This window comes from Arthrobacter livingstonensis, assembly GCF_003219815.1.
GTDB lineage: Bacteria > Actinomycetota > Actinomycetes > Actinomycetales > Micrococcaceae > Specibacter > Specibacter livingstonensis.
In genome coordinates this window covers 47,599-61,239 of the sequence record NZ_QJVD01000020.1, presented here as the reverse complement: position 1 = coordinate 61,239, position 13,641 = coordinate 47,599, and the positions used below count along the sequence as shown (strand labels likewise).

The 13,641-nt window shown below is 68.0% G+C and carries 10 protein-coding genes and 1 pseudogene; 6 read left to right on the top strand and 5 right to left on the bottom strand.

The window, feature by feature from the left end; genetic code table 11:
- The first annotated feature begins 37 nt into the window (after positions 1-37).
- Positions 38-1,742, top strand: a pseudogene (locus CVV68_RS24655) (FAD-dependent oxidoreductase).
- 121 nt (positions 1,743-1,863) lie between these two features.
- Here CVV68_RS24655 and CVV68_RS16635 read toward each other — a convergent pair.
- Positions 1,864-2,448 (bottom strand): hypothetical protein, encoded by a 585-nt coding sequence (locus tag CVV68_RS16635; RefSeq protein WP_110502126.1) that lies wholly within the window; start codon positions 2,446-2,448, stop codon positions 1,864-1,866.
- A gap of 171 nt (positions 2,449-2,619) precedes the next feature.
- On the opposite strand from CVV68_RS16635, the gene CVV68_RS16630 reads away from it, so the two are divergent.
- Complete coding sequence (locus CVV68_RS16630; RefSeq protein ID WP_110502125.1) at positions 2,620-3,351, top strand: response regulator transcription factor; 732 nt, start codon at positions 2,620-2,622, stop codon at positions 3,349-3,351.
- Positions 3,341-4,837, top strand: coding sequence for a sensor histidine kinase (locus CVV68_RS16625; RefSeq protein WP_170133216.1), 1,497 nt, complete (start codon positions 3,341-3,343; stop codon positions 4,835-4,837). Before CVV68_RS16630 ends, CVV68_RS16625 begins: the two co-directional genes overlap by 11 nt.
- A gap of 30 nt (positions 4,838-4,867) precedes the next feature.
- Here the strand turns inward: CVV68_RS16625 and CVV68_RS16620 are convergent, their stop codons facing one another.
- The gene (locus tag CVV68_RS16620) at positions 4,868-6,295 is read right to left on the bottom strand and encodes an NAD(P)H-quinone dehydrogenase (protein ID WP_438502652.1); all 1,428 of its coding nucleotides are present in this window, start codon (positions 6,293-6,295) and stop codon (positions 4,868-4,870) included.
- Positions 6,296-6,403: 108 nt separating this feature from the next.
- Between CVV68_RS16620 and CVV68_RS16615 the strand changes: the two genes are divergently transcribed.
- Positions 6,404-7,225, top strand: coding sequence for a purine-nucleoside phosphorylase (locus CVV68_RS16615; protein WP_110502123.1), 822 nt, complete (start codon positions 6,404-6,406; stop codon positions 7,223-7,225).
- 73 nt (positions 7,226-7,298) lie between these two features.
- Here the strand turns inward: CVV68_RS16615 and CVV68_RS16610 are convergent, their stop codons facing one another.
- Entirely contained in the window at positions 7,299-8,141 is an 843-nt protein-coding gene (locus tag CVV68_RS16610) for a type IV toxin-antitoxin system AbiEi family antitoxin domain-containing protein (protein ID WP_146238937.1), read from the bottom strand.
- A 238-nt stretch (positions 8,142-8,379) separates the two neighbouring features.
- On the opposite strand from CVV68_RS16610, the gene CVV68_RS16605 reads away from it, so the two are divergent.
- On the top strand, positions 8,380-10,272 hold the full coding sequence (locus CVV68_RS16605; RefSeq protein ID WP_110502121.1) for a phospho-sugar mutase: 1,893 nt from the start codon (positions 8,380-8,382) through the stop codon (positions 10,270-10,272).
- A gap of 291 nt (positions 10,273-10,563) precedes the next feature.
- Positions 10,564-11,739 carry a YihY/virulence factor BrkB family protein gene (locus CVV68_RS16600; RefSeq protein ID WP_211320883.1) on the top strand — a complete coding sequence of 392 codons (1,176 nt, stop codon included), beginning with the start codon at positions 10,564-10,566 and terminating at the stop codon, positions 11,737-11,739.
- A 35-nt stretch (positions 11,740-11,774) separates the two neighbouring features.
- Here the strand turns inward: CVV68_RS16600 and CVV68_RS16595 are convergent, their stop codons facing one another.
- Entirely contained in the window at positions 11,775-12,725 is a 951-nt protein-coding gene (locus CVV68_RS16595) for an alpha/beta fold hydrolase (protein WP_110502120.1), read from the bottom strand.
- A gap of 208 nt (positions 12,726-12,933) precedes the next feature.
- Complete coding sequence (locus CVV68_RS16590; protein WP_245933603.1) at positions 12,934-13,623, bottom strand: HipA domain-containing protein; 690 nt, start codon at positions 13,621-13,623, stop codon at positions 12,934-12,936.
- Between the last annotated feature and the right edge of the window lie 18 nt (positions 13,624-13,641).

The following is a 13,641-nucleotide window of genomic DNA, read 5'->3' as shown; positions in this document are numbered from 1 at the left end:
CGCTCCCCTGCCAACCCCGGGTACACCCCGTGGTGGGATGGGGACTCCGCACATTGTGGTGGTGGGCTACGGGCCAGTTGCCTCCCGGCTTGTCGATGAACTGCTGCCCGCCGTCCTTTCCGGTGCCGTTGCACTCACGGTGGTCGGCGACGAGCCAAACCCTGCCTACAACCGCGTGCTGGTGGCCGACCTTGGCGTGGGCCGGACCACCGTGGATGACATCACACTGGCGGACCCGGCGGAACTGGAGTCTGCCGGCGTCGGGCTTCACCTGGGCACCTGCGTGCGCCGAGTGGACCGCGCCCGCCGGCTGGTGCACCTCTCCGACGGAACGCCTGTGTATTACGACCGGCTCGTTTTCGCCACCGGCGCCCGCCCCGTGGTGCCCAATCTGCGCGGACTCAACCCAGACCCGAAACTGCCTGTGCGACTGCCCGAGGGAGTCATCACCCTGCGTGACCTCAAGGATGCTGCCGCACTGCACCGCGCCGTGCTGGACGGCCGGCGTGTGGTGATCCTGGGCGGCGGGATCCTTGGCCTGGAGGCTGCACTGGCCGCGGCCGACGAAGGCGCCCGCGTCACGGTGGTCCACCACGGCCCCCACACACTGGGCCGCAGCATTGACGCCGACGCCGGCAAGGTGGTGGCCGCCGCCCTGCGCGCCCGCGGGATCAAGGTGGCCGCGGACGCACGGTCCACGGCGGTGCATTTTGACGGGACGGCGCCCCTCGGGGAAGTTGCGCTGGCAGCGGGGGACATTGTGCCCGCAGTGGCGGCGGCCAACGGGGTTGCAGTGCCGGGGGCAGGGAATGTGGCGCCTCCCGGGGATGTGGCGCCCGCAGTGGCGGCGGCTACGGAACCGTGGTTTTCGGCGCTGGAACTGGACGACGGCGGCACCGTGTCCGGGGACCTGCTGGTCCTCTCCTGCGGGGTCCGGCCGCGAACCGAGCTGGCGGCGGGGTCCGGGTTGCCCAGGCCGCGGCATCCTCGTGGACCACTCGCTGCAGGCACACCACGACCCCAATGTGTTCGCCATCGGCGACTGCGCGGAGGTCCGCTGCCTGGACAGTGCCTGCCTGGAGTGCAGGGACAGCGACGGGCCGCTGGGGCTGATCGGCCCCGGCTGGCGCCAGGCGGAGTGGCTCGCAGCATTCCTGGCCGGGCCGGGAAATCCGGCGCCGCCGCTGCCCGCAGAGCAGGCGCCGGTCATACTCCTGAAGGCGCGAGGCATTGACGTGGCCGCCGCCGGAAACGTGGCCGCAGGACCCTTCGACGAGCCACTCGATGAACTCCATGAACTCGGTGAACAGCCCTGCGGCAAGGCTGGTTCCGGCGGCCCGGCGCCGCTCCGCGTCAGCGTGTGGGCGGACCCGGGGCACGGAAAGTACGTGAAGATGGTCACCCGCGGCGGCGTGCTGGAAGGGTTTGTCAGCGTGGGAATGCCGCGGGCGGCCGCTGAACTCGTGCTGCTGTTCGAACGCGGCGCCGAACTCCCCGCCGACAGGTCCACCCTGCTTCGCCTGGATTCCGCCGGCATCCCCTTGGCCGCGGCAAACGATCCCTCAAGTACAGTGTGCCGCTGTGCCGGCGTCGACCGGCAGGCCATTGTGGCCGCCGCCGAGGGCGGATGTGGGACGGTGGCCGAGGTGTCGGCCCTGACGAGGGCCGGCACCGGCTGCGGCGGCTGCCACGGCGACGTCAGGTCGGTGATCGAAGCGCACTTCCAGGTGGCCCGCGCGTAATGCCCCCGCCTGCTGCAACCGGGCAGCTCGGGCACTGCGGCGACCGGACAAATCATCGGGAAGCGCGGTCAGCCCCGTGCCGCTGGCGCTTCGTTAGGGCGCAGCGGTTGCGGGCGCTTCGTTAGGGCGCAGCGGTTGCGGGCGCGGAGGCAAGCTTGGCCGCAACGGCCTTGGCCTGCTTTTGGATTGCGGCGCCGTAGCCACCGCTGAGCGCGGTGGTCTTGATCAAGGCCGCATCCGCGTCGCGTGATCCGGCCGCAGCCGCCTCAAGGGACGACAGCTCGGTCCTCAGCTGCGCCGGCAGCTTGGCGAAAGCGGTCTGGTGGTGGATGAGGCCGTACGCCACCATGTGGGCCCGGTCGCCGAACCCAGCCTTCGCCTGGATGTCGATGCGCAGTTCCCTCCGGAGAAGACGGACCTCCGGATGCTTGGCTTGATGCTTCCCCGCCGCTTTTGATGCCTGGGCAGCGGGTGCCGCGGAGCCGGATGCCTGCGCAGCGGGTGCCGCGGACTGGCTGGCGGTTGTCGACGGGAAGGTGCCCGTCGCGGAAGCCGCGGTCGCACCGAAGATCCCGGCTCCGATGAGCACCGCGCCGGCGGCTGCGGCCGCAGTGCGCTTGCGCCATCGCTTGCCGGACACCGCCCCCGTCGTTGACGTGTTTGGCCCGACTTCCATGATGGCCCTGTTCGTGATTGCCCTCTTCATGATTGCTCCTTGTCGATGCCGGGGACTGCTGGGCCTCGCCCTGTTTACCCGGGTTGGTGGTCATTCCACTCTGGTGGACCGGCATGCACCCCCGGTTCGGGGAATGTAAGCGCCAGGTAAAGAATGCGCGGCGCACCTCCCAAGCAGGTCTGCAGGGAGTTCAATGGAACCATGGAACAAGCGATCAATCCGACGCCGCCGCAGTCCCGCGGCCTGGTCTTGATTGTGGAGGACGACGGCGCGATCGCTGACGTCCAGCGCCTCTACTTGCGCCGCGCCGGCTTTGGAGTCCACGCCGAGGACACCGGTGAGGCAGGCCTTGAGATGATCCGCATCCAGAGGCCGGTGGCCATTGTGCTCGATGTCGGCCTGCCGGGCATTGACGGGATCGAATTCTGCCGCCGGCTGCGCGCCCGGGATGACTGGACCCCCATCATCTTTGTCACAGCCCGGGACGAGGAAGTGGACAAGATTCTGGGTTTGGAGCTGGGCGCAGATGACTACATGAGCAAACCTTTTTCCCCGCGTGAGCTGGTCTCCCGGGTGAAGGCGGTGCTCCGCCGCGGCCCGGCAGGCCCGCGCAGCGGGGTGCTTCGGGTCGGGTCCGTGGCACTGGATCCAGAGAACCGCACGGTTAGCGCGGAGGGCGTCCCCGTGGAACTGACGGCTCGGGAATTCGATGTCCTGGCCTATCTTTTGGCCACTCCCGGCCGCGTCTACAGCCGCGAACAGCTCCTCTCTGCGGTGTGGGGGCAGGCGAGCTACACCGCCGGGCGGGCCGTCGACGTCCAGATCGCCGCACTCCGGTCCAAGCTGGGCGCTGCCAGCCCGATCCAAACCCTGCGCGGCGTCGGCTACACCGCCCGCAGCCTTCCGCCCATGGATGGCCGCCATGAAGGGTAGTGACCCCGCACGCCCAGCCCGCATGACGGAACACCTCCACGCGGGCCCGACGGCGTGGCTTCACTCAGTGGGCGGCGGCATAACGCTGGTGACGGCCGCCGTCGCCGTCCTGGCGGTGCTGGTCACAGGCCTGGTTGCCTTTCCGCTCATCCAAGCGGCCACCGTGGACCAGGCCCGGCAGCAGCTCGCCCGGCAGGCGGACGCCTACGCAGCGGCCCCCGGGGCCTCGCGCGCCCTTGACGCCCGGGAGCGCTACCTGCTGGGGCCGGACACCTACAAGCTCTCCACCATCACCGCTTCCGGAACCGTCAAGGGAACCGCGGACCACCTTCTGGGGCCGGCCGAAATCGCACAGGTGCTCTCCGGGCAAAAGATCTCCCGGACACTGGCCACCAGCGAAGGGAAGCTGCTCGTGGAGGCCCGCACCCTGCAACGCGGCGGCGGCATTGTGCTGACCCGATCGCTGAAGGACGTCAATGCTGAATCCGCCCAGGTGCTTGAGCGTGCGCTTCTGGCCCTCGCCATCGGGCTGCTGATTGCGGTCCTGGCGGGCACCCTGCTGGCCCGGCGGCTCTCGCTGCCTCTGGTCCGAACGGCGGCGGCAGCGCGCCGGATCGCCGCCGGCGAGCGCACCATTGAGCTGGCCCCGTCAGGCATGACGGAAGTGCGGGCGATGGGCGAGGCGGTCAACACCTTGGATCGGGCCCTGATGGCCAGCGAGGGCCGCCAGCACGAATTCCTGCTGTCCGTCTCTCACGAGATCCGGACCCCGCTGACGGCGGTGCGGGGCTATGCGGAAGCCATGGTGGACGGGCTTGTCCGGCCCGAAGAGCTGGCCCGGGTGGGGCAGGTCCTGGCCGCCGAAACCGAACGGCTGGACGGGTTTGTCCGCGATCTGTTGGCGCTGGCGCGCCTGGAGGCGGATGATTTCGCCTTGGAGGTTGGGCCCGTTGATGTTGCAGGGCTCCTGGAACAGGTGCGGGAAGCCTGGCACGGTGCTGCCGTCCAGGCCGGCGTGCAACTGGACATCCGCCTGCCGGCAGGCGGCGGAAGCCTTGCTGTTGACACGGACGGGCAGCGGTTGCGGCAGATCATCGACGCCCTGGTGGGCAATGCGCTGCGGGTGACGCCGCCAGGAAAACCCCTGGTGATCGAGGCCAGGCTGGAATACTCCCAGGGCTCCCCGGAACCTGCGGAAGGATTGGGCGCGGGCAAGGCCACCGCCGGCCGGCCCGACGTCGTCGCTGTTGACGTGCGGGACTACGGTCCCGGACTGACCGCCCAGGACGCCGCGGTTGCGTTTGAACGGGGCGTCCTATTCCGCCGCTATGCCGGCCGGCGGCCGGTGGGCAGCGGGCTGGGACTCTCCATCGCCGCCCGGTTGGCGCAGCGGCTGGGACTGCGGCTCACGGTGGAGCCGGCAACCTCCGACGACGGCGGCGCCTGCTTTTGCATCCGGCTGCCGCGCAGCCCCAGCGGGCAATGAACGTCCGGCAGTGCAACTCCAGCAGTCTGGCTACATGTGGACGTGGAGGCGGCGGGCGGCCTCGGCGATGGACCCGGACAGCGACGGGTACACGGTGAACGTGTTGGCGATGTCGTCCACGTGCAGCTTCTGGGCCACGGCCAGCGCGATCGGGAAGATCAGCTCGCAGGCGCCGGCGCCGACCACGACGCCGCCGATGACGGTGCCGGAGCCCCTGCGCGCGATGATCTTGATGAAGCCGTCGTTGACGTTGCGCATCTTGGCGCGGGCGTTGGTCTGCAGGGACAGCTTCACCACGTCGCCCTGGTACTTGCCGGCTTCCAGCTCGGCCTCGGACACGCCCACGGAGGCGATCTCCGGGGAGGTGAAAATATTGGAGGACACTTGCGTGAGCTTGAGCGGGCTGACGCCGTCCCCGACCAGGTGCGCCACGGCGATGCGGCCCTGCATGGCGGCCACGGAGGCCAGCGCCAACACGCCGGTGCAGTCGCCGGCGGCGTAGACGTTGGGCGAACTGGTGCGGGAGACGCCGTCGACCTTGATGTGGCCGCTGGGGGTCAGCTCGACCCCGGCCGTCTCGAGGCCAATGTCCGTGGTGTTCGGAATGGAACCCACACAGACCAGGCAGTGCGTGCCGGTGACCTTGCTGCCGTCGCCCAGGGTGACCACGACGCCGTCGGCCGTGCGCTCGACTGCCTCGGCGCGGGAGCGGGACAGCACGCGCAGTCCGCGGCGCTCAAACACCTGCTCGAGCACGGCGGCGGCATCCGAGTCCTCACCGGGCAGCACCTGGTCGCGGCTGGAAATCAGGGTGACGTTGGAGCCCAGGCCGTTGAAGGCGGAGGCGAACTCGGCGCCGGTGACGCCGGACCCCACCACGATGAGTTCCTCGGGCAGTTCGTCGAGGTCGTAAATCTGGGTCCAGTTCAGGATGCGTTCGCCGTCGGGCCGGGCCGTGGCGAGCTCGCGCGGGTGGGCGCCAACGGAGATGAGGACGGCGTCGGCCTTGATGATTTCCTTGGTTTCGCCGCGGTCCACCTCGATGGTGCGCCCGTCCAGCATCCTGCCGGTGCCGATCACAATGCGCACGCCCAGCGCTTCCAGGCCCCGCCGGATGTCCGTGGACTGCTCCATGGCCAGCACCTTCACGCGCCCGTTGATCTGCTTCAGGTCCGCACGCAGGGCCGTCTTCAGGTCGCCGTCGTCGGCGTTGAAGCTCACGCCCAGCTCGGTGGAGTCGATGCTGCGGTTCATGGACTCGGCCGTGGCGATCAGGGTCTTGGAAGGCACGACGTCGGTCAGTACAGCGGCGCCGCCCAGGCCCAGACGCTCCACGATGGTTACCTGCGATCCCATGGCGGCTGCCACCATGGCGGCTTCGTAACCGCCGGGGCCGCCGCCGAGGATCGCAAGGCTGGGGACGGCAAAGGGCTTGGATGCTTCTTGATTGCTGGTCACAGTAGTTCATTCTCGCCTATCCGGGGACAGCCGCCAAGTTCTACAGCACACCGAACTGGGGCGGCCGGCACGTGGCGCGGGCCTGCGGCTTGCCGGTAGGTTGGTTCCGTGAACACCCAAGAGACTTCCCCCGAAAAAGACCCGACGCAGCTGGCCAGCGGGGCCGCCGCATACATTGCCCAGGCCACGGGCGTGGAACAGCATGAACTGGCGCTTGTGCTGGGCTCCGGCTGGGGTGAGGCGGCCGGTCTTATCGGCGAGGTGACCGCCTCTTTGAATGCCGCGGACGTGCCCGGCTTCTCCGCTCCCGCAGTGGCGGGCCATGTGGGCACTCTCACCTCGATACGCACCCCGGACGGCAAGAACGTGCTGGTGCTTGGCTCCCGCACTCACTTCTACGAGGGCAAGGGGGTGCGAGCCGTGGTCCACGGGGTGCGCACCGCAGCTGCCGCCGGTGCCAAGACCGTGGTGCTGACCAATGGCTGCGGCGGGCTCAACGGGGCCTGGACCCCGGGGACGCCGGTGCTGATCAGCGACCACATCAACCTCACCGCCACCTCGCCGCTGGAGGGCGCAACGTTCGTGGACCTGACAGACCTGTACTCGTCCCGGCTGCGCTCCGTGGCCCGCGAGGTGGACCCGTCGCTGGATGAGGGAGTGTACGCACAATTCACCGGCCCGCACTATGAGACGCCGGCAGAGGTGCAGTATGCCAAGCGGATCGGCGCCGACCTGGTGGGCATGTCCACCGCCCTGGAGGCCATTGCCGCCCGTGCCGCCGGCATGGAGGTATTCGGCATCTCGCTGGTGACGAACCTGGCCGCCGGCATCAGCCCCGTCCCGCTCAGCCACGCCGAGGTGATCGAGGCCGGCCAGGCCGCGGGACCGCGCATCTCCCGGCTGCTCGCGGACATCATCGCCAAGCTGTAGCGCCTGCGGTCGCCGTCCTGTTCTGCGCCGTCCCAGCTACGGACATGGCGCAGAACAGCGTCCTGCGCCGCGTTCAGCCCGAGCGCGGTGCAGAACGGATCATGGCCAGGGCCTGTCGGACCCACCGCAACATGACCTCAGGTTGGTAGAGCACCACGGCAGCCGGAATCCGCAGCCTCCACATGCCGCGCAGGACATACATGGTGTCCTTGCGCAGATCCTCGGCCCAGCCAGACTCCGTGTCATGGTATTCCTTGCCGTCCCCCTCGATGCCCAGGACACCGTCCACCAACAGGTCCAGGTGCCCCGCATCACGCACATACGCCTGGCCCTGGACATTAAGTCCGGCGTCCCTGAGACGGGACCTGCCCACGGTTTCCGTGATGGCCATGGACTGGGGATCGATCTTCTCGATGATGCCGCGGGCCCGCTTGTCACTCCTCCGCGAGAATTCCGTCCGGAGCTGGTCAATGGTGCACTTGTTCTTGACGACCGCCGATTCCAGGATGACGAGTGCCTCCAGGTCACTGCCGCAAGCCACACATTGGCGCAGCACCTCCAACAGGGTGGGTTCACCGGCCAGGCGGTGGACCGCACAACCGGGAATCGGCCGTCCGTGGGCAGCGGCCACGTGCATCTCCCGCGGTTCCTCCAACAGCCACAGGCCCAGCTCCCTGACCTTGCTCAGGCAGGTCCGCCGGGCCTGGTGCCTGGCCAGGTAAATGTCCCACTCAGACACGCCGGGCAACCCGTAGTGCCCCCTCGCCACGCGCATCACGCGGCCATCCTGGACAGCTGTCCGCAGTTGCCGCGTATTGATCCCAAGGGACAGCAGTTCTGACTGCCGCGCAACCGGTCCGAGCCGGGTGATGGCCGCCTCGACGGAAAGTTTGGGGGTTCTCCTGTATGAATTCATGACTCCATCGTTGCCAGGGTTGACCTGCTCCAGCACGCTCCATCCACCAAATGTGGACAAGACCGGAGGCCGTCCGCCCTGTGGAGGACGCTCATGGCCTGGGGCAGTCCCGTTAGGCGCAGCGGGCATCACGACGGCGGCGCCCGACAGTGCACTGCGCACCTCTCGTGGCGAGCGCAACGCAGAACGGAACGGCGCCGGATACCTCCCGCCGCGGCGCTGCCGCTAGATTAGTCTCGTGACCCATTCTTCGCAGACACGTTCCGAGTCCGCCGCAGCACTCGAAACCGCAGCCCTTTCCACCGCAGCCTCCCAGTGGGCCACCAACGATCCGGATCCCGCAACGGCCGCGGCATTACAGGAACTGGCGGCCCGGGCAGGCAACAGCCAGGAAGCGGCCGCCGAGCTCGAGGACAGCTTCGACGGCAACCTGCAGTTCGGCACGGCCGGTTTGCGCGCCGTCATGGGCCCGGGTCCGAACCGCATGAACCGGACAGTGGTGCGCCGCGCTGCCGCTGGGGTGGCCGCCCACCTGCTGGTTCTGGCGATGCCCGGGACTCAAGGCAACGCGGACGACGCCGGCTCCCCCTCCCAGCCGGACCCGGCCTCCCAGCCCGATACAGACGTGACCGGTCCCCAAGCGAACCAGCAGGCCGGCTACAGGCCCCGGGCGGTGGTCGGCTACGATGCCCGCCACAACTCGGCAATCTTTGCCGGGGAGACGGCGGCGATCTTCGCGGCGGCCGGCATAGAGACCTTCCTGCTGCCCGCGGCTCTGCCCACCCCCGTGCTGGCTTTTGCCGTCCGGCACCTGGACTGCGAGGCCGGTGTGATGGTCACCGCCAGCCACAACCCGTCCCGGGACAACGGCTACAAGGTCTACCTGGGGGGGCGTGCCGTGGCACCCGAGGCCCGCGGCGTGCAGATTGTGGCCCCGCACGATGCACAAATTGCCGCGCACATCGCCGCGGCCTCCACGACGCGGGAGGCCGGCGACACTTCCGCCATCCCGCTGGCCAAGGGGGGCTGGACGGTTGTGGGCGGCGAACTCCTCGCCAGCTACAAGTCGGCCGTGGCTGCCCTGGCGGATTCGGAAATGTTCCCCTCCCGCGAACTCCGCATCGTCCACACGTCCATGCACGGCGTCGGTCATGACACGGCCCTGGACGTGCTGCACAGGGCCGGATTCACCGACATCCATGCCGTCCCCGAGCAGTCCGCCCCCGACCCCGACTTCCCCACCGTCTCCTTCCCCAATCCGGAAGAGCCCGGGGCCATGGACCTGGCCTTCGCCCTGGCCCGCCAGGTGGGGGCCGACGTCGTGCTCGCCAACGACCCCGACGCCGACCGCGCCGCCGTCGGCGCCCTCGACCCGGCCACCGGCCAGTGGCGCAAGTTCCACGGCGACGAGGTGGGAGCCCTCCTTGGGGCCCACCTCGCATCCCGCGGCGGACGTGCCGAAACAAGTGCGACGCCGGACCCGGCCCAGGTGCCCGTCTTTGCCAACTCGATCGTCTCCAGCAGGCTGCTGGCCCGCATCGCCGCATCGGCCGGCTACCCGCATGTGCAGACTTTGACCGGTTTCAAGTGGATCTCGCGCGTGCCCGGCCTGACGTTTGGCTATGAGGAGGCGCTGGGGTACTGCGTGGCCCCCGAGGTGGTGCGCGACAAGGACGGCATGTCCGCCGGACTGCTCATCGCGGAGATGTCTGCCGCGCTCAAGGCCCAGGGCCGCACACTGTTTGACGTGCTGGATGACCTCGCCCTGGAGCACGGCCTGCATGCGAGCGACCAGATCAGCATCCGCGTGGAGGACCTTGCCGAGATTACCGCGATGATGGCCCGGCTGCGCGCCCGGCCGCCGGCGGCCTTCAACGGGTCAGTTGTCGTGGAATCCACCGACCTGTCCGTGGGGACCCCGGAGCTCCCCGCCACCGACGCGCTGCTCTACCTGACGGCAAATGACAGCAGGGTGATCGTGCGCCCCAGCGGCACGGAACCCAAACTCAAATGCTATTTGGAAGTCATTGTGCCCGTGGCGGCACGCGGGGAACTGGACGCCGCCCGCAGCGAAGCTGCCCGCGCGCTGGCCGGCGTTGCTGCGGACGTCCAGGCAGCCCTGGGGCTGTAGGCAGCCGGCCGGGCCGCCGCCGGGGCCGCAGATCTGAGAACCCGGAACCGGAACCGTAGATGTGGTAACCGCGATGCCGAGTCCCGGCAGCCCGCCCCGGGCCCCGGGCCGCCCGGGGCAATCACCGGCGGCAGGCGGCTGGCAGGCGCTAGGGTGAAACCATGTCTGGGACGGCAGAGCGCGCGGCAAGGGAAATACCGTGCGCCCGGCGTCCCGGAAATGAGGCAGGCTTCGAAGGCGGCATCTGCACGGCGCCGTCCATCCGTGACCCCGCATGAAAGGGACTGTTAGATGAGCCCGTACGCAAACGGCGAAACCGGCGCTGCCGTAGAAAAGGCCAGCGCCCCGGCACCGGACGACCCCCGCAAGCCCCGGAACCCCGGCAAGCTGCCGGCCAAGTCCTGGAAATACGTGACCAGGCGCGCTGTGGGCAAGTTCAGCTCCGACGGCTGCACGGACCTGGCAGCCGCACTGACGTATTACGGAATATTGTCCCTGTTTCCGGCCATTCTGGCGCTGGTGTCCATTCTCGGGCTGCTGGGACAGGCCGAACAAACCACCAAAGTGATGCTGGACCTGGTGCGCCAGCTGACGGACCAGCAAGTCATGGACACCATAAAGGGACCCGTAGAGCATTTGGCGTCCTCCTCCGCCGCCGGCTGGACGTTTGCGCTTGGACTGGTCACGGCCCTGTGGTCCGCCTCCGGCTACGTCGGAGCCTTCAGCCGGGCCATGAACCGCATTTACGGCACCGACGAGGGCCGCCCCGTCTGGAAGCTGCGCCCGGCCCTGCTGCTCGTGACCCTGGCCGCCGTGCTGATCGTCGCTGCCATTGCCCTGATGCTGGTGGTCTCGGGCCCGGTCGCCAGGGTCCTGGGCGACGCCCTGGGCGTGGGAGATGCCGCCGTCGCCACCTGGAACATCGCCAAGTGGCCCGTGGTCGCCATCCTGGCCATTGTGCTGATCGCCGTCCTGTACTATTTCACGCCCAATGTCAGGCAGCCCAGGTTCCGCTGGATCAGCGTCGGCGCGAGCGTTGCCCTCGTGGCCATGGTGGTGGCCTCCGTGGGGTTCGGCTTTTATGTCAGCAACTTCTCCAAGTACGACAAAACGTACGGGACCATTGCCGGCATGATCGTGCTGCTGCTGTGGATCTGGATCATGAACCTCATGCTGCTCCTCGGGGCCGAACTTGACGCCGAAGTCGAACGCGGCCGCCAGCTGCAGGCCGGCATCAAGGCGGAAGCGGAGTTGCAGCTGCCGCCCCGGGACACGGCTGCGAGCGCCAAGAAGCACGACAAGGAACTGCTGCTGGTGGCCGAAGGGAGGATGTTGCGCCGGCAGGCTTCCCCGAATCCCGGCCCGGACGCCGCCCAGGAAAAGCGTGTCCTGTGGTGGACCACGGGGGTCGGCGCCGCCGTCGTGCTTGCCGCGGTGCTGCGCCGCCGCCAGAAACGAAGTTGGTGAGCGAATAAGGGGGCGGCTGCGACCAGACCAGGTCCCTAGGACAGTCCTGCGGCGATTCCTTCCACCGCCTGCGTGAGTTCCGCCATGGATTTGGGGCCGCCGTGCCCCTCGTCCTCGACAATGACCAGCTGGCTGCCCTTCCACCGCTGATGAAGCTGCCACGCAGTGATCGCGGGGCCGCTGACGTCCCGGCGGCCGTGTATGAGGTGGCCGGGGATCCCTTCCAATTCATGGATCCGGGGCAGGATTTCCCGGCTGCCAGTGAGGAAGCTGTCGTTGGCCCAGTAGTGCGTCACGAGGAGCGCGAAGGTCATGCGCTGCGCTTCGTCCTCGAACATGGGCCCGGGCTGCCAGTAGGGGCTCATGGATATGTGCGTGGATTCCCACCGGTCCCAGGCTGCGGCCGCCACACGGGCTTCCTCCCTGTCGCTGCCGGCCAAGCGCCGGGCATAGGCCTCCACGATCCGCTCGCCCGGCCGCGCCGCGGCGGCCCCGGCAAACTCGGCCCAGGCCTCAGGGAAGATGCGGCCCACGCCCTCAGTAATCCAGTCCACGTAGTCGCGGTCCGTGGTTGTCACCGCGACCAGGGCGATCCCCAGCACGCGGTCAGGGTGCGCCAATGCGTAGGCGAGCGCGAGAGTGCTCCCCCACGAAACACCGGTGACGATCCACTTTTCGATACCCAGGTGCCTGCGCAGGGACTCAATGTCCTCAATCAGCGTCTGCGTGGTGTTATCCGCCAGATGTTCCAAGTCGTCCTGCGCCGTGGGGGTGCTTTGCCCGCACCCGCGCTGATCGATGCCGATGGTCCAGAACCGCGCCGCATCATGCTTTTTTCGGTACCCTCCCTTGCCCAGCGACCCGCCCGGACCGCCGTGCAGGTAGAGCACCGGCACACCCTCAGGATTTCCCGTCGCTTCCCAATGGATCCTTGCCCTGGGGACTTCCACCCAACCGCTGCGCATGTTTAACGGTTCTTCAGTCATGCCCCAACGATATGGCAGCTGGCCGGCATCGTTTTCTCAGCCCTTGATTTTCGTCACGGCGCTCCCCTTGTGCATGGCCAAGTGGTCCATTTTTTTTATTGCCCTCTATTCAGTTCTGTAAATCGGCGGGCGCGGCCCTCATGGTCGGCGTCCCTGGTGTGGACTTTCTTAACGGTGCACGGAGCCGGTGCCCGTGGCTCGCCTGCGTTTAAGAGTGGGTGAAGTGATGAAGCGCCGGCGGCTGTCCAATCCCGGCTCCGGCGCGCTGGCCGCCAAGAAGGTTGGCGGATTGCCGGTCGATGTAAGCCGGGATGCTCGAATCAACTCTTTCCTGCTCGCCCGCGCACACCGCATCTCTCAGCTCCGTGAGTGTGCAGTGGACCAACGCTTCAGCTGCTTCGGGCTTCAGCCCCCAGGAAACTCCCTCGGCCACCAGGTCGGTTAGCCGTAGGTCCGGCTGGGAGGCCAGTCCGTTGATCCGCAGGGCCATGTTCTGCTGTCCGCCGGTGGCCATGGCATGGGTTGAAACGTCGTAGAGCGGGGCCAGCGCGACTCGTCCGTTTGAGTAGTGCACGATGGAAAAATTCTTTGCATGGGCGTCTGTGTTTCCGATGGCCGCATTGAATGTGACGAATGCCAACAACCGCTCCAAGTCCCCTGGTGCGGATGAGATGGCCTGCCGCGTCCGGCTCACGAGGCCTGCCACCGCATGGAGATTCGCCCGTGTATCGACGGCCTCGAATTTTGCATCGCTGTTCCAGCGCAGCGACAGGGCCTGGGCAGCATCTTCCTGATGGATGCGGTCGACTTTGTTGCCGTGAATCTCTCGGTCATAACGTTCAATGACGAGAACCAGCCGGTCGCCGAAACGTTGAAGATGGCTGTCGAAAGTCGTCAGCCCCAGCGTTCGACCCAG